The 23,909-nt window shown below is 69.5% G+C and carries 25 protein-coding genes and 1 pseudogene; 17 read left to right on the top strand and 9 right to left on the bottom strand.

What is annotated here, in order from left to right:
* Positions 1-89: 89 nt before the first annotated feature.
* Positions 90-1,097, top strand: a complete 1,008-nt coding sequence (locus PXH83_RS30245; protein WP_274564660.1) for an aldo/keto reductase — start codon at positions 90-92, stop codon at positions 1,095-1,097.
* Positions 1,098-1,128: 31 nt separating this feature from the next.
* Here PXH83_RS30245 and PXH83_RS30240 read toward each other — a convergent pair whose 3' ends face one another.
* Entirely contained in the window at positions 1,129-2,832 is a 1,704-nt protein-coding gene (locus PXH83_RS30240) for a chitinase (RefSeq protein WP_338054746.1), read from the bottom strand.
* 259 nt (positions 2,833-3,091) lie between these two features.
* Here PXH83_RS30240 and PXH83_RS30235 point away from each other — a divergent pair, with 259 nt between their 5' ends.
* Positions 3,092-3,706 carry a hypothetical protein gene (locus tag PXH83_RS30235; protein WP_274564659.1) on the top strand — a complete coding sequence of 205 codons (615 nt, stop codon included), beginning with the start codon at positions 3,092-3,094 and terminating at the stop codon, positions 3,704-3,706.
* Positions 3,707-4,010: 304 nt separating this feature from the next.
* Positions 4,011-4,355 carry a hypothetical protein gene (locus PXH83_RS30230; RefSeq protein ID WP_274565215.1) on the top strand — a complete coding sequence of 115 codons (345 nt, stop codon included), beginning with the start codon at positions 4,011-4,013 and terminating at the stop codon, positions 4,353-4,355.
* Positions 4,356-4,462: 107 nt separating this feature from the next.
* On the opposite strand, the gene PXH83_RS30225 is transcribed toward PXH83_RS30230, so the two are convergent.
* Entirely contained in the window at positions 4,463-4,870 is a 408-nt protein-coding gene (locus PXH83_RS30225) for a heavy metal-responsive transcriptional regulator (RefSeq protein WP_274564658.1), read from the bottom strand.
* Between the two features lie 143 nt (positions 4,871-5,013).
* Between PXH83_RS30225 and PXH83_RS30220 the strand changes: the two genes are divergently transcribed.
* Positions 5,014-5,760, top strand: coding sequence for an ankyrin repeat domain-containing protein (locus PXH83_RS30220; RefSeq protein ID WP_274564657.1), 747 nt, complete (start codon positions 5,014-5,016; stop codon positions 5,758-5,760).
* Positions 5,761-5,935: 175 nt separating this feature from the next.
* The gene (locus PXH83_RS30215; protein ID WP_274564655.1) at positions 5,936-6,313 is read left to right on the top strand and encodes a hypothetical protein; all 378 of its coding nucleotides are present in this window, start codon (positions 5,936-5,938) and stop codon (positions 6,311-6,313) included.
* 72 nt (positions 6,314-6,385) lie between these two features.
* On the opposite strand, the gene PXH83_RS30210 is transcribed toward PXH83_RS30215, so the two are convergent.
* Positions 6,386-6,871, bottom strand: a complete 486-nt coding sequence (locus PXH83_RS30210) for a GNAT family N-acetyltransferase (protein ID WP_274564654.1) — start codon at positions 6,869-6,871, stop codon at positions 6,386-6,388.
* A 159-nt stretch (positions 6,872-7,030) separates the two neighbouring features.
* Here PXH83_RS30210 and PXH83_RS30205 point away from each other — a divergent pair, with 159 nt between their 5' ends.
* Positions 7,031-7,351 (top strand): ketopantoate reductase C-terminal domain-containing protein, encoded by a 321-nt coding sequence (locus tag PXH83_RS30205; RefSeq protein WP_274565214.1) that lies wholly within the window; start codon positions 7,031-7,033, stop codon positions 7,349-7,351.
* Positions 7,352-7,358: 7 nt separating this feature from the next.
* Here PXH83_RS30205 and PXH83_RS30200 read toward each other — a convergent pair whose 3' ends face one another.
* Positions 7,359-9,386 carry a S8 family serine peptidase gene (locus PXH83_RS30200; RefSeq protein ID WP_274564653.1) on the bottom strand — a complete coding sequence of 676 codons (2,028 nt, stop codon included), beginning with the start codon at positions 9,384-9,386 and terminating at the stop codon, positions 7,359-7,361.
* A 99-nt stretch (positions 9,387-9,485) separates the two neighbouring features.
* On the opposite strand from PXH83_RS30200, the gene PXH83_RS30195 reads away from it, so the two are divergent.
* From PXH83_RS30195 to PXH83_RS30180, 4 genes are all read left to right on the top strand, one after another.
* Positions 9,486-9,989 carry a metallophosphoesterase family protein gene (locus tag PXH83_RS30195; RefSeq protein WP_274564652.1) on the top strand — a complete coding sequence of 168 codons (504 nt, stop codon included), beginning with the start codon at positions 9,486-9,488 and terminating at the stop codon, positions 9,987-9,989.
* Between the two features lie 128 nt (positions 9,990-10,117).
* A complete protein-coding gene (locus PXH83_RS30190; protein ID WP_274564651.1) occupies positions 10,118-11,314 on the top strand; it encodes a sialidase family protein in 1,197 nt (398 codons plus the stop codon).
* Positions 11,315-11,483: 169 nt separating this feature from the next.
* The gene (locus PXH83_RS30185; protein WP_274564650.1) at positions 11,484-12,548 is read left to right on the top strand and encodes a tetratricopeptide repeat protein; all 1,065 of its coding nucleotides are present in this window, start codon (positions 11,484-11,486) and stop codon (positions 12,546-12,548) included.
* Positions 12,545-13,612: a polyprenyl synthetase family protein gene (locus PXH83_RS30180; protein ID WP_274564649.1), complete on the top strand. Its 1,068-nt coding sequence runs from the start codon at positions 12,545-12,547 to the stop codon at positions 13,610-13,612. Before PXH83_RS30185 ends, PXH83_RS30180 begins: the two co-directional genes overlap by 4 nt.
* A gap of 99 nt (positions 13,613-13,711) precedes the next feature.
* On the opposite strand, the gene PXH83_RS30175 is transcribed toward PXH83_RS30180, so the two are convergent.
* Both PXH83_RS30175 and PXH83_RS30170 read right to left on the bottom strand, forming a co-directional pair.
* Positions 13,712-14,155, bottom strand: a complete 444-nt coding sequence (locus PXH83_RS30175; protein ID WP_274564648.1) for a DUF3618 domain-containing protein — start codon at positions 14,153-14,155, stop codon at positions 13,712-13,714.
* On the bottom strand, positions 14,152-14,571 hold the full coding sequence (locus tag PXH83_RS30170) for a phage holin family protein (protein WP_274564646.1): 420 nt from the start codon (positions 14,569-14,571) through the stop codon (positions 14,152-14,154). Before PXH83_RS30170 ends, PXH83_RS30175 begins: the two co-directional genes overlap by 4 nt.
* Before the next feature lie 87 nt (positions 14,572-14,658).
* Here PXH83_RS30170 and PXH83_RS30165 point away from each other — a divergent pair, with 87 nt between their 5' ends.
* Entirely contained in the window at positions 14,659-15,459 is an 801-nt protein-coding gene (locus PXH83_RS30165) for a YqjF family protein (protein WP_338054927.1), read from the top strand.
* A gap of 42 nt (positions 15,460-15,501) precedes the next feature.
* On the opposite strand, the gene PXH83_RS30160 is transcribed toward PXH83_RS30165, so the two are convergent.
* On the bottom strand, positions 15,502-16,398 hold the full coding sequence (locus PXH83_RS30160; RefSeq protein WP_274564643.1) for a UbiA family prenyltransferase: 897 nt from the start codon (positions 16,396-16,398) through the stop codon (positions 15,502-15,504).
* Between the two features lie 122 nt (positions 16,399-16,520).
* Here PXH83_RS30160 and PXH83_RS30155 point away from each other — a divergent pair, with 122 nt between their 5' ends.
* From PXH83_RS30155 to PXH83_RS30145, 3 genes are read left to right on the top strand one after another with little or no spacing between them, the layout of a single operon-like run.
* Positions 16,521-17,576, top strand: coding sequence for a type III polyketide synthase (locus PXH83_RS30155; protein WP_274564641.1), 1,056 nt, complete (start codon positions 16,521-16,523; stop codon positions 17,574-17,576).
* A 29-nt stretch (positions 17,577-17,605) separates the two neighbouring features.
* Positions 17,606-18,148, top strand: a complete 543-nt coding sequence (locus PXH83_RS30150) for an isoprenylcysteine carboxyl methyltransferase family protein (protein WP_274564639.1) — start codon at positions 17,606-17,608, stop codon at positions 18,146-18,148.
* Positions 18,145-19,158 (top strand): NAD(P)/FAD-dependent oxidoreductase, encoded by a 1,014-nt coding sequence (locus PXH83_RS30145; RefSeq protein WP_274564638.1) that lies wholly within the window; start codon positions 18,145-18,147, stop codon positions 19,156-19,158. Before PXH83_RS30150 ends, PXH83_RS30145 begins: the two co-directional genes overlap by 4 nt.
* Positions 19,159-19,214: 56 nt before the next feature.
* On the opposite strand, the gene PXH83_RS30140 is transcribed toward PXH83_RS30145, so the two are convergent.
* Together PXH83_RS30140 and PXH83_RS30135 are read right to left on the bottom strand one after the other, a co-directional pair.
* Entirely contained in the window at positions 19,215-20,132 is a 918-nt protein-coding gene (locus PXH83_RS30140; protein ID WP_274565235.1) for a hypothetical protein, read from the bottom strand.
* A gap of 336 nt (positions 20,133-20,468) precedes the next feature.
* Positions 20,469-20,630, bottom strand: a pseudogene (locus tag PXH83_RS30135) (helix-turn-helix domain-containing protein); the annotation flags it as partial.
* A 180-nt stretch (positions 20,631-20,810) separates the two neighbouring features.
* Here PXH83_RS30135 and PXH83_RS30130 point away from each other — a divergent pair.
* The 3 genes from PXH83_RS30130 (at position 20,811) to PXH83_RS30120 (ending at position 23,812) form a co-directional block, all read left to right on the top strand.
* On the top strand, positions 20,811-21,446 hold the full coding sequence (locus PXH83_RS30130) for a hypothetical protein (protein ID WP_274564637.1): 636 nt from the start codon (positions 20,811-20,813) through the stop codon (positions 21,444-21,446).
* A 101-nt stretch (positions 21,447-21,547) separates the two neighbouring features.
* Positions 21,548-22,759 carry a L,D-transpeptidase gene (locus PXH83_RS30125; protein WP_274564636.1) on the top strand — a complete coding sequence of 404 codons (1,212 nt, stop codon included), beginning with the start codon at positions 21,548-21,550 and terminating at the stop codon, positions 22,757-22,759.
* Between the two features lie 156 nt (positions 22,760-22,915).
* Positions 22,916-23,812, top strand: coding sequence for a phosphatidylinositol-specific phospholipase C (locus PXH83_RS30120; protein WP_274564634.1), 897 nt, complete (start codon positions 22,916-22,918; stop codon positions 23,810-23,812).
* Positions 23,813-23,909: the final 97 nt, after the last annotated feature.

The raw sequence follows: 23,909 nt of genomic DNA, 5'->3' as shown, positions 1-23,909 counted from the left end.
TGGACGGGATGGCGGCGGATCCGACACGCTTGGGACGCGCAGCGTTCCGGCGCACCCGCACCCCGAGCACACGCGCAGAGGAGACCAACGTGTACACCGCCCACCCCAGCCGGTACGACACCATGCCGTACCGCCGTATCGGCCGCAGTGGACTCAAACTCCCAGCACTCTCGCTCGGCCTCTGGCACAACTTCGGAAGCGACCGCAGCCTCGACGCACAGCGCGAGATCATGAGGTGCGCCTTCGACCTGGGGGTCACCCACTTCGACCTCGCCAACAACTACGGTCCCCCACCGGGAGAGGCCGAGACCGTTTTCGGGCGCCTCTTCGCCGAGGACTTCGCGCCGTACAGGGACGAGGTCGTCATCTCCACGAAGGCCGGACATCTGATGTGGCCGGGCCCCTACGGGGAGTGGGGCTCGCGGAAGTCTCTGCTCGCGTCACTCGACCAGAGCCTGCGCCGGATGAGGCTCGACCATGTCGACATCTTCTACTCGCACCGCTTCGACCCCGACACGCCCCTGGAAGAGACGATGGGTGCGCTGCACACCGCCGTCCAGCAGGGGAAAGCGCTCTACGCGGGTATCTCCAACTACCCCGTCGAGGAGACACACAAGGCCGCGACGATCCTGCGCGAGCTCGGCACTCCCCTGCTGATCCATCAGCCCCGCTACTCGATGCTGGACCGCGCACCCGAGGACGGCCTGCTCAACACCCTGCGCGAGGTGGGAGCCGGAGCCATCGCCTACTCGCCACTGGCCCAGGGACTCCTCACGGACCGCTACCTGAACGGCGTCCCCGAAGGCTCCCGCGCTGCCGGCACGAGTCCCTTCCTGACCGCGGAAGCGGTGACGGAGCCGCTGGTGTCGCGCCTGCGGTCGCTCGATGAACTGGCAGCTGAGCGGGGCCAGTCACTGGCCCAGATGGCACTCGCCTGGGTGCTGCGCGACGGCACGGTGTCCTCCGCAGTCGTCGGTGCGAGCAGCGCCCGGCAGTTGCGCAACAGCGTCGAGACCATCGCACGGCTGGAGTTCGGCGAGGCCGAACTCCAGCGTATTGATGCGATTCTCTCCTCGCCGCCAGTCGCGGCCGTCTGAACCGGCGGAGCTGCTTACGAGAGGTTTACGTCTACGGGAGGTTGTGGACGTGGGGGCCGACCGCGTTGGACCAGGCGTTGCCGGCCTTCGCGTCCCAGTTCGTGGACCAGGTCATCGCACCGCGCAGGCTCGGGTAGGTCTTGGAGGGCTTGAAGGATCCGCAGTTGGTGCCGCGCGTCAGGCAGTCCAGGGCGTTGTTGACGATCGTGGGCGAGACATAGCCGCTGCCCGCACCGCTCGTCGAGGCCGGTACGCCGAGCCCTACCTGGGACGGTGCCAGGCCGCCTTCCAGCTGGATGCAGGCGAGCGCGGTGAGAAAGTCCACCGAGCCCTGGGAGTAGACCTTGCCGTCGCAGCCCAGCATCGAACCACTGTTGTAGTACTGCATGTTGACGACGGTCAGGATGTCCTTGATGTTGAGCGCCGTCTTGAAGTACTCGTTCGACGTCGACTGCATGTCGATGGTCTGCGGCGCCATGGTGATGACCAGGCCGGACCCCGCCTTCTGTGACAACGAACGCAACGCCTGCGTCATGTAAGCGGAGTTGAGGCCGTTCTCCAGGTCGATGTCGACGCCGTTGAAGCCGTACTCCTGCATCAGCGCGTGCACCGAGTTCGCGAAGTTCGTCGCGGAGGCCGCGCTGTTGACGGTGATGGTGCCCTTTTCACCGCCGATCGAGATGATGACGGACTTGCCGGCGGCCTTCTTGGCCGCGACATCGGCCTTGAACTGGGCGACGGTGTAGCCGCCGAGTCCGGACGAGTCGAGGTTGAAGGTGACCGCGCCCGGTGTGGCGGTCGCGTCGGCGAAGGAGACCGCGATGATGTCGTACTGCGCCTGTACGTCGCTCAGCCTCTGGACGGTCGCGCCGTTGTTGAAGTTCTGCCAGTAGCCGGTCAGCGCGTGCTTCGGCACGTTGGGGTTGCCCGGGTCGCCGCCCCCGCCCGTGGTCGTCCCGGTGACGGCCGCAGACTTCGCCGACTCGCCCGCCGCATTGGTCGCGGACACCTGAAACTGGTACGACGTCGAGGCGCTGAGCCCGGTCACGGTGGCCGACGTCCCGGAAACCGCCTGGGTCTTGGTGCCGTTCCGGTAGACGTTGTAGCCGGTTGCGCCGGACACGCCGTTCCACGACAGGGCGACGGACGATGCCGTGGTCGCTCCGGTCGCGAGCCCGCTGGGCACGGCCGGTATGCCGGGCTCGGGATCGGTGCCCCCGCCGCCGTCGGGCCCGACCACGGTCAGGTCGTCGGCGTGGTAGGCGGGCTGGCCGTACCAGCCGTGCATGTAGACGGTGACGGAGGTCGTGTTCGCCCCGGTCGTGAAACTGGTGGTGAGCTGCTGCCAGCCGGAGGCGCCGGGTGTCCAGGTGGACACGTCGGTCGTGCCGGTGCCGCCGGCGCCGAGGTACACGTACGAGCCCTGCACCCACGCGCTCAGCACGTACGTCGAGTTGGGCTTGACCGCGACAGCCTGCGAACACTTGGCGTTGTCCTGCCCGGCTGGGGTCGCCCTGAGGGCGGCCGCGCCGCCGTGCACTGGGCTGGAGACTGTGGCCCCGCTGCCGGCCGTGCAGGTCCAGTTGGCGAGTCCGGACTCGAAGCCGCCGTTCTTGGCGACGTTGACGTCGGCTGCCTGAGCGCTTCCGGTCAGTCCGGCAACGCCGAGCGCGGATGCGGCGACCACCGCCAGTGCTCTGGCGAACCATCTTCGTGAGCGTGTGGTGCGGTCCACTACTGCCTCCGGTGGGGGTATGGCGAGAGGGGTGCACGAGACAACGGTGGCCACCGTTGCCGTAAAAATGGTCCAGACCAACGGAGTTGTCAAGGCCTCTGCCATCGACCGCCGGAGGCAGCCGGCCATTCCATGACCGCCTCGGAAGAGTGCTCTGCTGTCACCGGATTCCCACCACAACACAACAAACCGTAGGCTGCCCCTCAACGGCCACCGATCACCACGCTCAACAGTGGGCCGCAATCAGAAAGGCGACACCATGAATTCCACAACCAGCACACCGGGCAGCGTCGCGGCTACCACAGCACTCCTGCAGGCGGAACTTCCCCGGCTGGAGGAGCAGCAGCAGTCGCTGGAGTCAGAACTCGCCGCAGTGACCGAACGGTTGGAATCCGTACGCAGCGCGCTCAGCGCCCTGCAGGCACTGTCCCTCGCACCGGAAGTCCAGGAGCCGGCCCCCCAGCCCGAGCCGGAGGCCAGGCCCGCCCCGTCCGCGAGCACCGAGGCCGAACTCGTCACCGGCCCCAAGGCGTCCTCCGGAGCGAAGCGGAAGAGCGCGGAAGCACCCGTCAAGCAGAAGCGCCGTCCGGCGAAGAAGGCCGCCCCGGCGAAGAGCGTCAAGGCAAAGCCCGCGAAGAAGACGGCACCGCCCGCGATGCCGGCCCAGGTCGGCGAGAGCCTCACCGAGCAGATCGCGGCGTTCCTCGCCAAGTCCGGCAAGAGCCCCGTCCGCGCCCGCGACGTCGCAGAAGCACTGGGACGCGACGAAACGGCCAACAGCATCAACGCCGTACGCAGCACACTCGACCGCCTCGTCGCCACCTCCAGGGCGCACCGCGCCGGCCGCGGCCTCTACCAGGCACCCGCCAACTGACCCTGCCGAGCGCCCGGCTCGGCAAGGGAGGACTTCGGCCGGCACCGTGGGCTGCCGCCTCGACGGCGCCCGGCAGGCTCGCAGCATCATGACGTGATGCGCTTTGAGACCGCTCGCGACACCGCCGGACGCCTGCGCGGTGCCGGCCACGCGATCGCACTCACGGCCGCGGAGGAGGCCGACGTACTCAGGGCCTGGGGCGCCAGTCCCGAAACCGGACCCGTTATGAAATCGCAGGTTTGAAAGAGGTTTCCCGTACTCGCGCCAGGCAAGCAGGGAGGGCATGAACAATCCCCGTGAGCCCATGCCCGTAAACGACAACTACCACCCGTATGACCCCAACAGGGACACCCATAGCCGTAGCCGGGACGGCGACGGAGTAAACCGGGCAGCGTTGGCGATCCATACGATCGCGGACATAGCAGCAGGATTTCTGGGCCTGTGGATCCTCCTGTACCTGCTCGACGCCAACCAGGGAAATGTCTTCGTCGGCTTTGTGCACGGCATGGCCGACTGGCTCGCAGGCTGGTCCCAGGACATCTTCACGATGGAGACCGAAGGCCTGAGAGTTTTCCTCAATTACGGCCTGCCCGCCGTAATTTACCTTCTGCTCGGCCATGGGATCGCTGCGCGGGTACGTCGCCTCTGACCGAATTCAGGTCGAGCGCGTCATATATGTCCGTGAGGTCCGCCACCAGTTGCAGTAATTCGCGGACCTCACGGCATGGCGCACCGTCGGTCGTTTCCCACTGATTGTCAGCCTCCCGCAGGGCCACCGATAATTCGGCAGATGTCCGTCCCCCCGCAGGTGCTCGGATCCGTCTCGGCCGCACGCCGAGCGAGCCCGCGCAATGCGGCGCGCGCCGTGCGCAGCTCGGCCATACGCCGCTCGATGTCTGCGAGGTGCTCCTCGATCAGGCCGGCCACATGGACGCACGGTGCCTCGCCGGAGTCGCGCAGGACGAGGATGCTGCGGATCTCGGCGAGGGTGAGCCCGGCGCTCTGAGCGTCCCGGACGAACTTCAGCCGTGGTGTGGTCTCCGGCGGGTAGTCGCGGTAGCCGCCCGGGGTTCGCGGTGGCGCGGGCAGCAGGCCGGTCTCTTCGTAGAACCGGATGGTCTTGGTGGTCAGCCCGCAGGCGGCGGCCAGTTCCCCGATGCGCATGCCACCGAGGCTACTCCTTGACCTTCCAGTGCGGTGGAAGGTCTACGGTCGACAGTCTCGCAGCGAGCATGGCTTGGCCGGATCGCCGACCGTCGTGATCGCCTGCTGGCAGGATCGGAGCATCACCGACCAGGAGGACAGCCATGGACACTCTCAACTCCCAAGATCCGCTCGCCATCGCGGTGACCAAGGCGATCCGCGCCGGTGACGGCCCGGCGCTCCAGCAGCTGCTTTCCGACCACCCCGGCCTGGCCACTGCGAGGATCACTGAAGAGGGCTGCGCCGCCGGGACACGGAGCCTGCTGCACATCGCGACCGACTGGCCCGGCCACTTCCCCAACGGTCCTGCGACGGTCGCCGCCCTCGTCGCCGCCGGAGCCGACCCCAATGCCCGCTTCGCCGGTGCCCACACCGAAACGCCCCTGCACTGGGCCGCCAGCAGCAACGACATCGCCGTACTCGACGCACTCGTCGAGGCAGGCGCCGACATCGAAGCGCCGGGTGCCGTCATCGGCGGTGGCACACCGCTCGCCGACGCCCGCGGCTTCGGACAGTGGCAGGCAGCGCACCGGCTCATCGAACACGGCGCGCGTACGACCCTGCAGGACGCAGCCACTCTCGGCCTGCTCGACAGAGTCGAAGCCCTCGTCGAAGCCCTCGTCGAAACGCCGGAACCGCCGACCCCGGACGAAGTGACCCGGGCCTTCTGGGGCGCCTGCCACGGCGGCCGCCTGCCCACCGCCCAGTACCTGCACCGCCACGGCGCGGACATCAACTGGATCGGCTACGACGACAAGACGCCCCTCGACATCGCCCGCGCCCAGGACGCCGAAGACGTGGTCCAGTGGCTGCGTACGCAGGGCGCGAAGGCCCGCGCCGAGCTGACCTGAGTGCCCGGCTGACGGCCCGTACGCCGCGCCGCTGAACGGGTGGCCACGCCCACCAACCAGGTGACTCTTCGCCCGTGGCACGATCCGAGAGTGGCTTACGCGCGTTGAGGTGGGCTCGTTTCGCCCGTCGACGCCGTTGGGGCCGGGCGGGTCCGACGCATCTCCTGGAGGCTCCGTGCCCAACGCCCATGCGGCGGTGCCGGCCCCGCCGCCCGCGCCCAAGGACGACGCCATCGTCCTCGACTGGCTGGCACTGACGCAGTCGGACACCCGCCCGGACCAGGTACAGATCAGCTCCGACTGGCATGTCTACGCGCACCTGTACGAGAACAAGTCGGGCAAGCCCGGCAAGAAGATCGGCGACGCCTCGGCGCGCTGCAGCGCCGTCGACACGACGCCCCAGGGCGTCGTCACACTGTGCCAGCGAGTGCTGCGTCGAGCGGCATGCCGTCCAGTCAACCAGTGTGCGAACAGTTCGGTGGGCGGACGGACGGCGAAGAACACCAATGGCCGCACAGCGAGCACTCGGCACGGAGCTTCGCCGACCAGTTGAGCGCCAGCCCGCTGACGGCCACGTCGTACGCTTCGTCGCCCACCGGCAGCGACAGCGCGTCGGCCACATCCCTCATCCCTGAGCGGTCCACCGATACGTGACGTCCGGCTCCCTCTCCTCGTTCCGGCTGCCGTCGTTGAAGTCGACCACGCTGAATCCGTACCGCTCGTAGAAAGCCCGGGCGGCGGTGTTTCGCTGGAAGACGTGCAGGTTGAGCTCTACGGGGCTGGCCTCGCGGGCCTTCTCCAGCAGCAGTGACCCGATGCCCCGGCGTCGTACGTCGGGACGAAGGTAGAGGTGGTCGAGCTCTGTTCCGTCGAGGGAGGCGAAGCCCAACAGGTTCCCGGTGTCTTCCTCCTCGGCCACCCACACCGTGGTACCCGGCAGCACGACGTGGGTGATCCAGGCGAGTGTGTCCTCGTCGCTGTGCACCCTCGGCAAGTAGGGCATGGCCTCGGCGCGCGAGGCGAGGAAGACGCTGGTGATGGGTTCCGCGTCTTCTGCGGTGGCTGTGCGCAGTGATACTCCGCCGGTGTGTATGGACGCGTTCGGTGTCATGTCGCTCTCCGTGTTTCGTCTCGGTCAAGCCCGTCATGAGATCACATGGGGTCAACGGCAGGGCTGGCCGGGGGCGTCGGCGCGGAGGATCAGGTCGAGCAGTCCGGGAAAGCGTGCGTCGAGCTCCTCGCGGCGTATCCGGTTGACCCGCTTGGCCCCCTGATCACGCTGTTCGACGGTGTCCCCGGTGGATCCCGCCTCGGTCCCGCCATCCTCGCCGAGGCCGCAGCGGTGGCGGCAGCCGCCGGTTTCCCCGTCCCGGCGGACGAACTCGCCGCCACCACAGCAACGGTGACCCAGCCGTTGTCCTCGTTCGCGCCCTCCATGTACCGCGATGTCGTCGACGGCCGCGCGGCCGAAGTCGAGCACGTCTTCGGCGACCTGGTGACGCGCGCACGCGCCCTGTCGGTCGACACGCCCCTGCTCGACTTGGCCACACTGCACTTGCGTGTCCATCAACACCGCACGCTCACCATGTGAGTACGCGTCAGGAGAGGCGCCAGGCGACGGCGTACGGCTGGGCGAACTGGGTGATCCGGTGGGCGCGGACCACGACCTCTGCGTCCCCGGCGGGGATGTTCTTCCAGCGGACCTGCTCGACGTTGTTGACGCGGTCGAATCCGGGTTCCGTGCCCATGTTGCCGTGGCGTTCCTGGGCGCCCGCGCGGACGATGAGGTCGAGGTCGTTCTGCAGGGCCGGACCGGGCGGGTCGGTCCAGACCAGGGTGATCTTCAGGGTGTGACCGGCCTGCTCCGGGACGCTGATACGGAACGTACGCTCCTCGCCCTGCTCCAGCTCCTCCTCGTCGGCGAAGCCGGCCCGGTTGCCGTCGCCGGGCAGGACAACGGAGCGTTCGAGGTTGACGAGGCCGAAGCCGGAGTTGTTGTTCGGGGAGAGGCCCGCCTCGGTGGGGTTGTACTGGCCTGGGAGGTCCACCGCGCCATTGATCAGCATGGCCTTCAGGAGCGCCGCGCTCGGCCTGGGGGTGCCGTTCTTCATCAGGGCCTCGCGCAGCACCGCCACGCAGCCCGCGACCAGCGGGGTGGACATGCTGGTGCCGCTGCTGAAGAAGAACGCGGGGTCCGAGGAGACGCCGAAGAGCGTGTCGGGCCCCGCCGCGCGCGAGTGCGCCGACAGGATCGAGGTGCCGGGGCCGACGACATCGGGCTTGATGCGGCCTTCCTGGGACGGGCCACGGCTGCTGAACGCCGCCATCCCGGCCGGGTTGCTCGCCTGCCGGTCGTCGCGGATCGGGTTGGCGGGGAAGGATGTGGGCCTCAGCTGGCCGTAGGTGAGGGGGATGTCGGGGCGGCTGCCTTCGCTGGCGCCGATGGTGATGCAGTTCTTGGCGCCCGCCTGCCCGCTGACGGATGCCTGGTTGACACGGCCGTCACGGTCCCGGTCGTGACCGCTGTTGCCCGCCGAGAAGCAGATGACGTACTCCTTGTTGTCCCAGACCATCTTGTCGGTCTCGAACGCTCTGGTGTCGTACGGCAGACTCGGGCGGGTCGGGCCCCAGGAGTTGGTGTGGATCCGCGCCCCGTCCTCCAGGAAGGGCGGCTCGAACAGGTCACGGAGGTCGTCCGGGATGCCTCCGAGTCTGCCGTTCTCGTCCAGGAGGGACTGCAGGACCAGTCGTGCCTCGGGCGCCGTGCCCGTGATCGGGCCGCCCATCGATGCCGACGTACCGTCGCCGAGGACCGAGCCCGCCACGTGCGTTCCGTGGCCGTCGGGGTCGTCCACCTGCTTGGGGTTCGTACGGCCGAGGGCGATCAGGCGGACGACGCGGCCGGTGAAGGCGGGGTGCACGTCTGCCGTGGAGCCGCGGTCGAAGCCGGTGTCGGCGACGGCCACGACCTGGCCCTCGCCCCGGAACTTCGTGCCGTTGAAAGAGATCTGACTATGCATCAGGGTTCCGGCGAGGGTGTTGTGCAGCCCCATCTCGGCGACCTCCTCGACATGCTGTACTTCGTCGAGGTCGGCCAGCGCGGGCAGGTCCTCCTCCCGGACCGTCATACGCACCTTGCGGCGGTTGGGCCGGACATCGCCGGCGCGGGCACCGACGGCCCCGGCAATCCGCTCGCGCACTCCGTCCGAGCCCGTGTCGACGTCCTCGTGCAGGACGACATCGACCGTCCGGGGAGCGGGGCCCGCCGCCTCCATGGGCTCGGCCAGGACGGCGACGGCCGGCCGCAGGCGGTCCGACCGCAGTGACGGCGCGATTTTGAAGCCCTTGAGATAGACGTCCGCCCAGGCCACGAAGGGCAGTGCGCGTACGGCCTCCAGATCGGAGGGCCGGTAGCCGCACAGGTAGGTGCTCTCCGGAACGTATTCGTGGATCATCACGCCGAGCGCCGCAAGTTGCTGCTTCTCCTCGGCGGAGGGAACGTGCGTGGTCTGGACGAGCAGGTAGTTGGACGCGGAAGCGTCGTCGGAGACCAGCGATGCACTGGCCATCTCCCGCGACTGGACCAACGGGTCCACGGTCACGCCGTTGATGGTGATACGAGCCATTGCCACACTCCCCGGATCGCACGCGAAACAGTTGATTACATTCTGTCACCATACGAGCCGGGTGTGTCACTGCGCGGCCGACGCGCCTACCGTGGCCGCGTGCGCCTGCTGCTGACTTCCGACACCCACCTGCCCACTCGCGCCAGGGAACTCCCCGCGCAACTCCTCGCGGGGGCGCGGCAGGCCGACGCCGTGATCCATGCCGGTGACTGGGTGGACACGGCCACCCTGGACCTGCTCGACGCACACGCGCGGCTCATCGTGGGGGTGTACGGCAACAACGACGGCCCCGACCTGCGGGCGCGTCTGCCCGAAGTGGCGCGGGTCGAGTTCGGCGGTCTGCGCTTCGGTGTGGTGCACGAGACCGGAGCCGCTCAGGGGCGGGAGCGCCGGTGCGCGGAGCGCTTCCCCGATCTCGACGTTCTGGTCTTCGGCCACAGTCACATCCCCTGGGACAGCACCGCTCCCGGCGGTCTGCGACTGCTGAATCCGGGTTCGCCGACCGACCGGCGGCGGCAGCCGTACTGCACCTATATGACCGCCGTCGTGGAGGACGGGCGCCTGAGCGGGGTGCGCCTGCACCGCCTCCCGCGGCGCAGCTGAACCGCTTCCGGTCACAACCTCTCGCGTGGCGCTCGCAAGTGAGGGCGTTTTATGACGTTACGTTCGCTTCTGTCCTTCGGGTCAGTCGGAGACGAACTCTGTGAACGCCGCACCGGACGAGAGACACGATGAGACTCCATACGACTGCCGGCCGACGCCTGGCACTGCTGCTGACACTGGTCGCCGGACTGGGGGTGACCCAGGCTCCGGCACCCGCGGCGTACGGCGGGGCGGCCCGGTGCCCGGCGTCCGTGCCCTACCGGTCGGGTGATTCCGGCTATCACACCTTCCGCATTCCGGCCGCGCTCCAGGTACCCGGCGGTGCGCTGCTCGCCTTCGCCGAGGGCCGGCGCAATTCCCCGGCGGACAACGGTGACATCGATCTGGTCCTGCGTCGCTCCTTCGACGGCGGATGCACGTGGCGGCCGCTCCAGCTGGTCGCGGACGCCGGGAAGGACACGGTCGGCAATCCCGTGCCGGTCGTCGACCCCGTCAGCGGTGACGTCGTGCTGGTGACCTGCCGGACGATCGACGGAGCCACGAAGTCGCAGGTGACGTCGGGTCAGGTCGTTCCGTCCGTACGTCGTGTGTACGTCCAGCGGAGCGCCGACGGCGGGAGGACCTGGTCACGGCAGCGGGACATCACCGGATCCGTCAAACCGTCCGGCTGGCGCTGGTACGCGGTCGGCCCGGGCCATGCGGTCGCCCTGCGGCACGGGTTCGACCGGGACCGGCTGCTGGTACCCGCGAATCACAGTTCCGGCGCCAACGGACGCAGTGGTGGGCACTCCCTCTACAGCGACGACGGCGGACACACGTGGCGCATCGGCTATGTGAGCCGATCCGCCGGCGGCCCGCTCGCGCTCAACGAGAGCACGCTGGCCGAGCTCCCGGACGGCAGGGTCTACATCAACGCGCGTGACCACGACCGGAAGGCCGAAGGTACACGCGCGGACGCCTACAGCACCGACGGCGGCCTGACGCTGTCCGTCCCGTTCCGGCCGCAGCCCGAGCTGACGGGGCCGACGGTCCAGGGGAGCGTGCTGCAGGTCTCCCGCGGACTGCGGAGTGGCCCGTTGCTGTACTCCGGTCCGTCGGACCCGGACGGGCGGTTTCGCATGCAAGTGCGGGCCAGCGCCGACGGCGGCCGGTCGTGGCGGCCTGTCTGGTCGGCGTCGGGAGACCCGGCCGGCTACTCGGACTTGGTGCAGACGGACTCGCGGACAGTCGGCCTGCTCTACGAAACAGGGAAGCTGACCTATCACGACACGATCCACTACACACAGTTTCCTTCTCCGAAACTCTCGACAGGCAAGCAACCCTGAGCTCGCGGCAGGCGTCTTGGTCCACAGCAGGGCGCTTCGCCGCAGGTGACGGGCGGCGCCCAGATCCCCGGAGCGTCAAAAGGTCCGGGCACCAGCCCGCTATACACTGCATGTATACATAGAGCGTATAGTTACGCGCTGTTGCCCCGGCCGTGCAAGAAAGGCATCCATGCACAGCAAGGCATTCGCGCCCGAGTACCAAGGCGCCCTCACTAAACTGTCGGTGAACTCCTCCCTGACGGACGTACTGGCCGAGGGAACCGAGCACCTGAGGGCAGCCGAACTCTCCGGCTCGCAGCAGGAGGTGGCGCGGTCCGGGCTCGCCGTGGCCGAGGCGCACCGCAGACTGGGCAACATCAAGGAAGCCGACCAGGCCTGGAAGGCGAGTTACCGGGCCGCCCGATCGGCCGGTGACCTCGGGGCCATGGCCTGGGCGCTGTGGAGCGGCGGCACGCTCGCACGCCAGCGGGGCTCGCTGGCACTGGCCTTCCGACTGCTCGGCCTGGCCGCCGACATGGGAAAGCGCGGCGGAGACGTCGTGGCCCGCGGCTACTCCCTCGCCGGTCTGGCGGAGACCGGACGAATACAGGGCGACTACCAGGCCGTAGCCGTCCTGCACGAGCAACTGCTCGCCGAAGCACGCCAACGCGGCGAGGCCCGCCATACCGTGTGGGCACTGGAGGGCATCGCGCAGATTCACCGCAACACCGGCTCGTACGACACGGCCTTCGCGATGTTCGAGGAAGCGGCCGAGATAGCCGGGAAGGCGGACGACCGGCGGGGACGGGCGTGGGCCCTGCGCGGCATGGCCGACATCGTCTCCCTGCGGGAGGACAACCCGGAGCGGGCCCTCGCCCTGCTCGCCGAGGCAGAACTCTCGTGCCGCGAGATGAAGTTGTCCAGCGCCCTCGCGTACAACCACAAAATGCGCGCCAACGTGCTTTACCGCGCCCGCCGTTATGCCGAAGCCCGAGAGGTCTACGAGCAGGCGCTCGCGGAGTTCCGTGCCATGAGCGAGCCGCGGGGCGAGGCGCTGGCCCGGCTGGGGCTGGTCAAGGCGCGCGCCCATCTCGGCCGGGGCCGGGCCGAAACAGCTGCGGAACTGGACGAGTTGGGCCGTACGCTCGACCGGATCGGCCTGCGTCACGCCCGGGACATGGTCGACAAGGCCCATGCCGAACTCGGGGTCATACCTCTCGCCACGGCGGCGGGCGAGGAAGTCGGCCCACGATGACGATGCCCACAACAGCCCGGGCCACCGCACCGCAGATCCTCGCCCGCTGCCGCGATCTTGTGCGGCCGGCCCTCACGCAAGCGGTCCAGCGCCTTCACCCCTGGCCGGCCGAGATGGCCGCCTTCTCACTCGGCTGGAGCGAGGTGGGCGGCACGCTCGTCCCCGGCACGCACGGCTCGCACAGCTCGCACGGCAAGGGAGTGCGCCAGGCGCTGACCGTGCTCTGCGCCGAGGCGGCGGGCGCCCCCGGGGAGAACGCCGTGGTCGGCGCGGTCGCCGTCGAGCTGATCCACACGTTCTCGCTTCTGCACGACGACATCATGGACGGCGACGAAACACGCAGACAGCGCGCGACCGTCTGGAAGGCCTACGGCACCGGCCCCGCGGTGTTGGCGGGGGACGCACTGTTCGCCCTCGCCGTGGAGACCCTGGCGAACTCCCGCACCGTACACAGCGGGGCAGCGGTGCGGCACCTGGCCTCGACGCTCAACGACCTGGTGCGCGGTCAGGCGGAGGACCTTCTGTTCGAGTCCCGGCCGTGGACGGGGCCGGACGCGGTGCGGCCGGACGAGTACCGGTCCATGGCCGGCCACAAGACCGGCGCGCTGCTCGGCTGCGCCGCCGGACTGGGCGCCGTGCTCGCCGGGGCCCCGGCTCCAACCGTCGATGCCCTCGCCCGGGCGGGCCGGCATCTCGGGGTGGCCTTCCAGGCGGTGGACGACCTGCTCGGGATCTGGGGCGATCCGCAGGTGACGGGCAAGCCGGTCCACAACGATCTGCGCCGGCTGAAGAAGACGTACCCCGTCCTGGCAGCCCTGGCCACGGACGGACCGGCCGCACGACACCTCGTCGCGCTGCTCACCTCGGGCGATCCGCTCGACGACGTCACCGCACGACGGGCCGCCCGGCTCATCGAAGACGCGGGCGGACGCTCGGCCACCCTGACCGAGGCGCACCACCACCTGGACAGCGCCCGCGCATGCCTGGACAGCGTCTCGTTGGCGCCGACGGCGGTCGGCGAGATCCTCACACTCCTGCCGTTCCTCATCGACCGCAGAATGTGACCACTCGCCCCACGCGAGCCGTCTCCCGGGTGTGATCCGAGGGCGTGAGCAGAGGTGTGATCTGCGCAGTCGCTCTCCCGGGAGACGGTGACGCCTCGATCAGGTCTTCCTGCCACGCCGCACGATGATGATGACTGCGGCGAGCACGGCCAGACCGGCGAGCAGCAGCACTGCTCGGTCGGCCCGTGTTCCCTCAGCCGCCTGATAGGCCCTCTCCCGCACCGGCTGCGGCGTCCTGTCCTCGATCTTCTGTCCAAGGACGTGGGCCGTTCCGGTCACCTGTTCCTTGGCGTGCGCAGCCTTCTCTCGGACCGGCTGAGGGGTCTTGTCCTGCGCGGCATGGAGCACATGGGCGGCCTTGCCCTGCACCTGGCTCCTGACCTTTGCCGCCTTCTCCTGCGCCTGAGTTCTGATGTCGGCCTTGGCTGCCAGCGCGTCGACCGTACGGCCCAGCTTCTCGCGGGTTCCCGCGACCTGCTCCCGCAATTCGTCGGGAGTGAGTGTGGAGCGGTCGGACCTGCTCCCATGTCGGTGTTTCGTCATCGCCGTGCCCTCTCCTTGATCACGGCCACGTCGGCCTTGACGCCGGCGATGGCCTGCTCGGGTGCGGGGGGAATGGCCCGGCTGACCTGCGTCTTGCCCACGAGGGCGAGTACAGCCGCCGTCACGAGCAGAGCGCCGGTGACGACCAGGGCAGAGAGCCAGAGTGGCCAGACCAGGTCCAGAGCGACGATCGCGGTGGCCACGCCTGCCAGCAGGGCGACGAAACCGATCACACCGGCTCCGCCGAACATGCCGCTGCCGAGCCCGAACCGTTTGCCCTTCTGCTGCATCTCGGCCTGCGCCAGCTGCAGCTCCTGCCGTATCAGCTGGGAGATCTGCTCCGATGCCTGCTTGACCAGCTCGCCCACCGACTGCTCGGTGTCAGTACGGGGCGGGTGATCCAGTGATCTGCTCATTGTCGTGACCTGCCTTTCGGGGCAGCAGCGGCCGCCTAACGATTTCCGGCCTTCCGTGTTGCCACCACGGGTCCTCTCCCTCGTTGCGTGTGGTGTGGCTGCTGTCCCCCGGCGCGTACCCCTTGCTGTCGTGGGCATGTGCTGGGTGTGACGTCGTTTTCGGCGGAGCAGCCGGTCACGTTTCCCCTACTGACGGCGCGGTGGCTCAGCCAGACCTTTGTGAATTGGCCGTATGCCCCGGAGGAGGTACAGGCCCTGTTGCCGGGCGGCCTTCGGGTGGATGTGTTCCGCAACGCCGCATGGGTGGGTGTCGTCCCGTTCCTGATGACCGAGGTGAAGGTCCTCGGTGTGGTCGCCGTACCGGGCCAGGAATTCAGCGAAACGAATGTACGAACGTACGTGCGGCTTCCCGACGGCAAACGCGGCCTGTGGTTCCTGTCCATCGAGGCCGGCAATCCGATCATGACGGCGGCCCGTCTGGCAGGTGTCCCCTACCACGCGGGGAACCTGAAGATCAGGACGGACGGTCCTGTCATCCACTACACCGGGGAACGCCGCGGTGGCGGCCCCCGGTACCGGCTGACGGTACGTACCGGCGCTCCGGTCGAGATGACCGAGGAGGATGCCTGGCTGACCTCACGGTGGCGGGCCTTCACCCGGACAGCGGGCCTGCTCTGGGAGACACCGGTCGAGCACCCCCCGTATTCCCTGGCACGCGTCACACTCCTCGACCTGGACGAGACCCTCACCGTGGGCGCGGGCCTCTCGGCTCCCGTGGGAGAGCCTGTCGTTCACTACTCCCCGGGAGTCGGGCCCGTACGGCTGGGAGTAACACGCCCGGCCGCGGCCTGCCGCAGTCGATCCTCTTCCTCGGCCCTGGCGCCGTGACGGGGCTGGGGAGTGCGGCGGATCAGGCCGCCGCCCTAGGCGTCAGGTGATGGTTACGCCCTGCTGGAGCAGCAGCGCGACATCGACCGCGGCGATGCCGATTGCCGCGAGAAACGGCAGCCTCGGCCACCGATGGCCCAGCAGCGCGCTGCCGACCGCCGTGATCAGAGCCACCGACAAAGCCGTTGCCCCGGCCATACCGACCGGGCCGGGACGGGCGAGCGCGAGCAGCGCGGTGGCCGTCACGAGAGGGAGCGGCAGCAGCAGCCGCGCCCGGGTCGGGCCCAGCCGCTGGGGCCAGCCGTGGACGCCGGTTGCCAGATCGGCAGCGATGTCCGGGAGCACGTTCGCCAGGTGCGCGCCGACTCCGAGCAGCGCTGCGGAGGCGACAACCCACCACGCGGGCCAGGGCCGTCCCGCCGGGCCGAGCGATACGAAGGCAGGGAGCGCCGCGAATCCCACGGCGTACGGCAGCCAGGACAGCGGGGTGGCCTTCAGCCGGAGGTTGTACGTCCAGGCTGCGGCCACGCCGATGAGGTGGACCGTACCGGCGAGTGGACCGTAGGCAAGGGACAGCGGTACGCACAGGGCCAGGGCGGTGATCGCGGCGCGGCGTACGGCGATGACGCTCACCGATCCGGCGACCACGGGTTTGGTGCGCCGCCGGGTGGTGGTGTCCCGTACGGCGTCAACGGCGTCGTTGCTCCAGCCGACGGACAACTGCCCCGTCAGCACGGCGGCGGCGACCAGCAGGCATCCGCCCGCGCCCTGACCACCGGCCACCGCCATCACGGTCATCAGGACGGTGACCACTGCGGTCGGGCCGGGATGACACGCCTTCAGGAGGCCGCTCAGGGGGCGCGGCTGAAGACACGCCCCAGGGGACGCCGATGCCGCGTCGGCCCGGGCCGCAGCGTCCACGTCCAGTTCAGCGTCCACGCGCTCATGCTAGGCAGCCCGGCCGTCGCGGAGGCCAGCCGCCGGACGGGCGACATGGCGTGATGCGATGCCGAGCGGGGGCACTCATTGCAAGGTCCCCCGTTCTCGACCTCGGACCGCAGATGACCCGGATCGCCGCTGTTCACGGAGCTTTGGCTCCTCACCGGCACGCCCAACGAGAGATCACGGACATGATCGCCCGCGTATGTCTGCCCGAGGGGACGGATCGCGGGGTACTCGACCGTCTGCATGACAGCGCGAAGGTGAAAACCCGTCATACGGCGCTGCCGCTCGACTCATACGCGGAACTTCGCGATTTCGGGGCGGTCAACGACGCCTTCATCGAGGGTGCGGTGAGCCTCGGTGCCGAGGCGGTCGGCGCGGCGCTGGACGCGGCCGGCCTCTCGCCGCGCGACGTCGACCTCCTGATGTTCACCTCGGTGACCGGCATCGCCACACCGTCGGTCGACGCTCGCCTCGTGGGGCCGCTCGGACTGCGTCCGGACGTCAAACGCGTCCCCGTCTTCGGCCTGGGGTGCGTCGCGGGGGCGGCCGGAATCGCCCGCCTGCACGACTACCTCCTGGGCCGCCCCGACGACGTGGCCGTCCTTCTGTCGGTGGAACTGTGCTCTCTCACCTTCCAGCGCAGCGACGCCTCACCGGCCAATCTCGTCGCCGGCGCACTGTTCGGGGACGGCGCCGCGGCTGTCGTCGCATGCGGCGCGCGCCGTACGGCCGCCACGGGACCGGTCGTGGTCGGGACGCGCAGTCATCTCTACCCGGACACCGAGCACGTGTTGGGCTGGGACATCACGGCCTCCGGCTTCCGCGTCGTACTGGATGCGAGTGTCCCTGATGTCGTACGCAAGCACCTCGCCGCCGACGTCGACGCGTTTCTCGCCGATCACGGTCTCTGCCGGAGGGACATCGCTGCCTGGGTATGCCACCCCGGCGGCCCCAAACTGCTTGAGGCGGTCGAAGAAGCCCTTGAACTGCCGTGCGGCGCACTCAACTTGACCTGGAGTTCGCTTGCGGCAGTGGGCAACCTCTCCTCGGCCTCGGTGCTCCACGTCCTGCGCGACACCCTTGAACAGCGCCGCCCACCGGTCGGCACGGCCGGACTGCTGCTCGCCATGGGCCCGGGGTTCTGCTCCGAACTCGTCCTGCTCCGCTGGTAGGCCATTGGATTTGGTAGGGAGGGCAACCCATGCTCTGGTTCACCTTGCTGGTCCTGGCGGTCGGCGCGGAGCGCGTGGCCGAGCTCGTCGTGGCCCGCCGCAACGCCCGCTGGAGCCTGGCCCGCGGGGCCGTCGAAGCGGGACAGCGGCACTATCCGGCGATGGTGGCCCTGCACACCGGGCTGCTCGTCGGATGCCTGGCGGAAGTCCGGCTGGCCGGGCGGTCGTTCGACCCGGCGCTCGGGTGGGGCATGGCCGCCGTCGTGGTGGCGGCACAGGCCCTGCGCTGGTGGTGCATCCGCACGCTGGGGCCGCGCTGGAACACCCGCGTGCTGGTCGTGCCGGATCTTCCCCTGGTCGCGAGCGGCCCGTACCGGTGGCTGAGCCACCCCAACTACGTGGCGGTAGTGGCTGAAGGGCTGTCCCTGCCGCTGGTGCACGGCGCCTGGCTCACCGCGCTGATTTTCACCGTACTCAACGCCGCGCTCCTCACCGTACGGATTCGCTGTGAGAACCAGGCGCTGACTCCCGCGCGCGCCGCTGTCGGCAGCAGGGCGGGTGCCGGGCTGTGATCGACCTGCTGGTGGCGGGCGGCGGACCGGCCGGGCTGGCCACGGCCATCCACGCGGCGTCGGCCGGCATGGAAGCGGTGGTGATCGAACAGCGCAGCACCCCGGTGGACAAGGCATGCGGCGAGGGGATCATGCCCGGCGGTGTGCTGGCTCTGGACGCCCTGGGCATCCGCGTCGGCGGTCGGGCACTGCGCGGCATTCGCTACGTGGACGGACGGTATTGCGCGGAGGCTCCATTCCGCGACGGCTCGGGTCTTGGTGTTCGCCGTACGGAGTTGCACGCGGCGCTGGCCCGGCGGGCTGCCGAACTCGGCGTCAGGGTCGTCACGGGCAGGGTCGGAGATGTGCGGCAGAGTACGGACACGGTGAGCGCGGGAGGGCTGCAGGCGCGCTGGCTGGCTGCCGCGGACGGCCTGCACTCGCCGCTGCGCCACTCGCTCGGCCTGGACCTTCCCAACCGTCGGCCGCGGCGCTACGGCCTGCGAAGGCACTACCGAGTGGATCCGTGGACGGAGTTCGTCGAGGTGCACTGGTCGCCCTTCGGCGAGGCGTACGTGACACCGGTCGGCGAAGGCCTGGTCGGAGTGGCCGTACTGAGCACGATGAGGCGCGGCTACGACGCACACCTGGCCCACTTCCCCCGGCTGCTCCAGCTCCTCGACGGCCCCACCGCCACCCCGGTACGCGGCGCCGGACCACTGCGCCAGCGGGCACGCCGCCGTACGGCAGGGCGGGTACTCCTCGTGGGCGACGCGGCCGGTTACACCGACGCGCTCACCGGCGAGGGACTCGCCCTCGCGATGGCTTCGGCCGAAGCGGCTGTGCGCTGTCTGAGGTCTGGGCGGCCTCAGGCGTACGAGGGGTGCTGGCGGCGACTGTCCCGCAGGCATCGCCTGCTGACGGAGGGGCTCGTACGGCTGAGCAGTCACGCGGCCGCCGCTCGCCTCGTCGTACCGGCGGCGGCCAGGCTTCCGTCGGCCTTCGCCGCGGCTGTCCATGCCCTCCAGTGACTCGCAGCATCGCTTACGGAGGCGTGTCGGGCAGTGCGCCGACTGATCCTGGTCAGCTACCCGCGATCCTGGCTGGTGATCCAGCGGCGGTCGGTGGCGGCGTACTCGTAGCGCGGCATTCCCTTGGTGCCGCTGGTGCGGAAGGGTTGTCCGCTGTCGCTGATCCGGACCGTGCCCGAGCGCGCACCGCTGCTCCACTCCAGCTCCAGGTACCAGTAGCAGTCGCAGTTGACCGTCCTGGAGGTCACCAGCAGCACCTCGGGGTCTGAGGCCGTCACGGTGTACGGGAACGAAACCGCGGGGATCCGGGTTCCGGCCACACCGTCGAAACCCGCGACGGAGCGGGCGACGGGGCGCGGGGCGTCGAGGTTCACGTCGATGTAGCGCGGGCTGAGTGCGCCGCCGCAGCCGTTGTTCATCCCGTAGACGTTCCGCTTGGCAGGCACAGCGCGCTCGGTGACGCGCACGCGAAGTGCCTCAAGCACCACCGTCTTCTCGGAGGTGCCCTGGAGGGAGATACGCACATTGGTGTCGCCGCCGTGCAGTGCGCCGAGGGAGCGCGCCCACTGCTTGGCGTCCTGTTCCACGGGTGGCGGAGGGACCTGGTCCGGGCTGCGGTTGATCAGGTAGTTGTGGTTGCAGCCGCTCTGCCAGACGTCGGAGTCGGCGGTCCAGGTGAACGGGACGGCGGGGCCTGTTGCGCCGCCCGTGGGCACGCGCTTCTCTGTGCTGGGCGGCGTGCTTCTCGCGGGGTTCCGGCGCGGGGGCGCGCTGGTTGACGCCTTGGGGCTGCCGGACTTGCTCGGGTGTGCGGTGGGGCTGCCGGGCGGCGGTGGTCCCGTTCGGTCGTCGCCGACCCCCTCGACGGAGGCGGCGGAACGGCGGTCGTCCGCAGCTCCGGACCCCGGCCCCGCAAGGGCCAGCGCGGCGAGCCCGGAGGCGACGGCGACAACCGCAGCCGCGGCAAGAACCACCTTGCGCAGGCGTCGCGGTCGGCGGGGCGGACTGGCGGGTTCGTGCGTCGTGAGTTCTGACGTCCTGGAGGCCGACGCCGCGTGGGCCGACGCCGTGTGCACCGAGCTCGTGGGCACCGACGGCGTACGGGCCGACGCCGTATGGGCCGAGCTCGTGGGCACCGACGCCGTCGGCACCGACGTCTCAGAGGGCGGCGTCGAAGCCGCCGCCGTAGCGGCCGCCTTCCGGATGGTCTGCGGGCGCCGGGTCGCGTCCGCCAGGATCCACAGTCGGTGCAATTCGAGCAGCTCCTGCGGTGGCGCCCCGCACAGCCGTGCCAGCCGTTCGACCGGCGCGAAGTGCGCTGGTACCGCCTCGCCCGAGCCGTACCGGTGCAGTGTCGACGCGCTCACGCCCAGGCGTCGCGCCAAGGCCCCGTAGCTCCGGCCCGAGCGTTCCTTGAGCCCTCGCACCTGCTCCGCGAACAGCTCGACTTCGGCTTCCCTCGACGTGCTCATCCGTCCCCCGCCCCTCAGCCATTCCGGGCCGCATTCCACCCCACCCGCATATCCCCACGTCAGTGGGGGTGGAATGGTTCCACCGTCCCGTACGGCCGCGTTGGCATTGCGCTGGTCGGCTTCACCTGCCAAAGCTGATCAATGTCTTCATCAACCACCGCAACGGGGGATATTCCGTCCATGCCTGCATTCCGTACCACGCTCGCCACCACCTTCACCGCCGTCGGCCTCGCCCTGAGCGCCGCCCCGCTCACCCCGGCCACCGCGGCCCCGGCCACCCTGTCCCCCTCCCCGTCCCCCTCTCCGGTGTTCCTCAACGCCGCACAGATGCCCGCCTCCTCGACACCGTGGACGGCCGGGAGGGTCACCAAGGGCCTGCCGGAAGGGGGCGTGTTCTGCGCTCCGGGTGCCCTGCCGGGCAAGGGCACCAGCCACCGTATGTTCCGTACCGAACTGGACACCGGAGGCCTGCAGATCACCACGGTCGCCACGTCCACCGCGAAGGCCGCCGAGACAGTCACCACACTGCGCCGGGCACTCGCCACGTGCGCCGGGCGCATCGAGCAGCAGTACCCCACCACGCAGGCGAGCAGCGTCTACCACGGCAGGCTGGCGGTGGAGGAGGGCGCATACGTCTACAGCCTCGACACCGAGGACCGCGAGGTCGGCAGCACCGACATCAACTTGTTCTCCGTGGGCCGCGACGGACGCACCGTCACCTACGTGCAGTGGGGCCGCCTGGGCGACCTGGAGGACGCCCCGCTGAAGGGCTTCAAGGCAACCACCCGTACCGCGGTGAAGAATCTCTACCGCTGATACGCCCAGGGGCGGCGCGCTGTACGGACCGCAGCGCGCCGCCCCGCGTAGCCCGGGCCCGCGATGGGCCGCCCACCCTCACCACTCGCAGAAGGAGTCCATTGATCACCACACGCCGTCGGCGCCGTCTGCGCGTTCTGACAGTTCCACTCCTCGGTCTTGTGCTGGTGACGGGGTGTCAGTCGTCGGACGCCGCGGATACGAAGAACCGGGAGCCGGACGCGGCGGTCACCGACACAGCGCGGGCCCGCATCACCATCTCGCCCGCCGGCACCGGGACCGGTCCAGTGGATCCCGGGCACACCGTCAAGGTGGTAACCGACCGCGGAACGCTGACATCCGTCGAGGTCAAGCCCGCCGGGGACGAGGGCGTCCAGGTGACCGGCACCTGGAAGAATGCCAGGCGCACCTGGCAGTCCGACCGCACGATGACGCCCGACACTGCGTACGTCGTCGAGGCCACCGCCACCAACGCGGCCGGCGGCACGACCCGTACCCGGAGCACGTTCCGCACGAGGGCCCCCAAGCAGGTCAACGGCGTGACCGTCACGCCCTCCAACGGCGCGGTCGTCGGCGTCGGGCAGCCCGTGTCGATCGCCTTCGACGCGCCTGTCCGGGACAGGGCGGCGGTCGAGCGGCGGCTGTCGGTCACCACCACCCCGAAGACCGAGGGCTCGTGGGGCTGGACCCGCGACCCGCTGACCGGCACCGAGCGGGTGGACTGGAGACCCAGGCACTACTGGGCCAAGGGCACCAAGGTGACGATGCGTGCCGAGCTCAGCGGCGTGGACACCGGCGGCCGCCACCTGCGGCGCGACGTCAGCACCACCTTCACCACCGGAACCGCCCGGATTTCGGAAGTGGACCTGCTCAAACACACGATGACGGTGTTCGAGGACGGCAAGAAGGCCAAGGTCATCCCCATATCTGGCGGCGAGCCGCGGTACCCGACCTGGAACGGCACGATGGTCGTCCTCGGCAAGCAGCGCCTCGTCCGTATGACGTCCGAATCGGTCAATATCGACGACCCGTACGACAAAAACGTGCCGTGGGCCGTCCATCTGACGACCTCGGGCACTTATGTCCACGCCGCCCCGTGGAACGAAGGCAAGGGCTACTTCGGCCGGGTCAACAAGAGCCACGGCTGCGTGGGGATGTCCGGTGCGAACGGCAAGTGGTTCTACAAACGGTCCGTCCCCGGTGACATCGTCGAGGTCACCGGATCGCGCAGTGCCACGGTCGCGACCGGCAATGGGTACGGCGACTGGAACCTGAGCTTCAAGCAGTGGCGCAGGCTCAGTTCCCTGCGCTGAGCAGCCGCACCGCTCCCGGCCCGGGTCGCCTCGCGGGAACGCCCGACACGGGGCGGGTGGAACCACGCGGCGAGTCCGGGCACGCCGGGCACTACCAAATGTGACCTGTCCACGTCATAATCCCAAGGCCGATCGGGCGGCCGAGGGGACGGGCTCATGAGTGTGGACCGGCGAACCTTTCTCACAGGTGCGACGGCGCTCTCCGCGACCGCCCTGCTGGGCTTACCGAGCGCAGCCGCGGCGCCGCAGACGCTCTCCGTACAGGACTGGATGGCGGGCCTCGACGACTCCACCCCAGTGCAGCGGCTGACCATCCCCGGCACCCACGACTCGGGCGCGCGCGTCGGCGGACCTTGGGTGGCGTGCCAGAACACCTCCGTCGCCGAGCAGTTGAACAGTGGCATCCGCTTCCTGGACGTACGATGCCGGGCCATCGGCGACTCCTTCGCCATCCACCACGGCGCGTACTACCAGAACCTGATGTTCGGCGATGTGCTCATCGCCTGCCAGGACTTCCTGCGGGCCCGCCCCACCGAAACCGTCCTGATGCGTGTCAAGCAGGAGTACTCCGAGGCGGCCGACGCCGAGTTCCGCCGGATCTTCGACCTCTACCTCGACGCGAAAGGCTGGCGGCCGGTCTTCCGTATCGACGCGGGTCTGCCGACGCTGGGGCAGGCCAGAGGCAGGATAGTTCTGCTCGCCGACAACGGAGGGCTGCCCGGCGTCCGGTACGGGGACTCGGCGCTCTTCGACATCCAGGACGACTACATGGCCGAGCCGGGCGCCAAGTTCCCCAAGATCGAAGCCCATTTCCGCAAAGCCGCCCAGCAGCCCGGAAAGCTCTTCCTCAACTACGTCAGTACGTCGGCACTGCTGCCGCCCCGCTGGAACTCCGACCGGCTCAACCCCAGAGTGCACGGCTTCCTCGACGGCGCGGAGGCGGGCGGCTGGAAGGGGCTCGGTGTGGTGCCGATGGACTTCCCCAACACCCGGCCGGGACTGGTGGAGTCCCTCATCCGGCACAACCCCGGGCAGGGCGCCCAGGGGGCATGAAGGAGCCGTTCCGGGCAGTCACCTCCGGGAGCGGGGCGACACCCGGGAACGTAGGCTGGAAATGGACTCGGGGCACGTACGCTCACCCCGCCGGGAG

Source organism: Streptomyces spiramyceticus (assembly GCF_028807635.1).
Lineage (GTDB): Bacteria > Actinomycetota > Actinomycetes > Streptomycetales > Streptomycetaceae > Streptomyces > Streptomyces spiramyceticus.
Note: the sequence above shows the minus strand (reverse complement) of the source record. Positions and strands in the feature narration are given on the sequence as shown.

Coding starts and splice junctions, on each gene's coding strand:
- PXH83_RS30235 (WP_274564659.1), top strand. CDS start 3,092: ATGAATTCCACAACCAGCACACCGGGCAGCGTCGCGGCTACCACAGCA.
- PXH83_RS30230 (WP_274565215.1), top strand. CDS start 4,011: ATGCCCGTAAACGACAACTACCACCCGTATGACCCCAACAGGGACACC.
- PXH83_RS30225 (WP_274564658.1), bottom strand. CDS start 4,870: ATGCGCATCGGGGAACTGGCCGCCGCCTGCGGGCTGACCACCAAGACC.
- PXH83_RS30220 (WP_274564657.1), top strand. CDS start 5,014: ATGGACACTCTCAACTCCCAAGATCCGCTCGCCATCGCGGTGACCAAG.
- PXH83_RS30210 (WP_274564654.1), bottom strand. CDS start 6,871: ATGACACCGAACGCGTCCATACACACCGGCGGAGTATCACTGCGCACA.
- PXH83_RS30200 (WP_274564653.1), bottom strand. CDS start 9,386: ATGGCTCGTATCACCATCAACGGCGTGACCGTGGACCCGTTGGTCCAG.
- PXH83_RS30190 (WP_274564651.1), top strand. CDS start 10,118: ATGAGACTCCATACGACTGCCGGCCGACGCCTGGCACTGCTGCTGACA.
- PXH83_RS30185 (WP_274564650.1), top strand. CDS start 11,484: ATGCACAGCAAGGCATTCGCGCCCGAGTACCAAGGCGCCCTCACTAAA.
- PXH83_RS30180 (WP_274564649.1), top strand. CDS start 12,545: ATGACGATGCCCACAACAGCCCGGGCCACCGCACCGCAGATCCTCGCC.
- PXH83_RS30175 (WP_274564648.1), bottom strand. CDS start 14,155: ATGACGAAACACCGACATGGGAGCAGGTCCGACCGCTCCACACTCACT.
- PXH83_RS30170 (WP_274564646.1), bottom strand. CDS start 14,571: ATGAGCAGATCACTGGATCACCCGCCCCGTACTGACACCGAGCAGTCG.
- PXH83_RS30155 (WP_274564641.1), top strand. CDS start 16,521: ATGACCCGGATCGCCGCTGTTCACGGAGCTTTGGCTCCTCACCGGCAC.
- PXH83_RS30150 (WP_274564639.1), top strand. CDS start 17,606: ATGCTCTGGTTCACCTTGCTGGTCCTGGCGGTCGGCGCGGAGCGCGTG.
- PXH83_RS30130 (WP_274564637.1), top strand. CDS start 20,811: ATGCCTGCATTCCGTACCACGCTCGCCACCACCTTCACCGCCGTCGGC.
- PXH83_RS30120 (WP_274564634.1), top strand. CDS start 22,916: ATGAGTGTGGACCGGCGAACCTTTCTCACAGGTGCGACGGCGCTCTCC.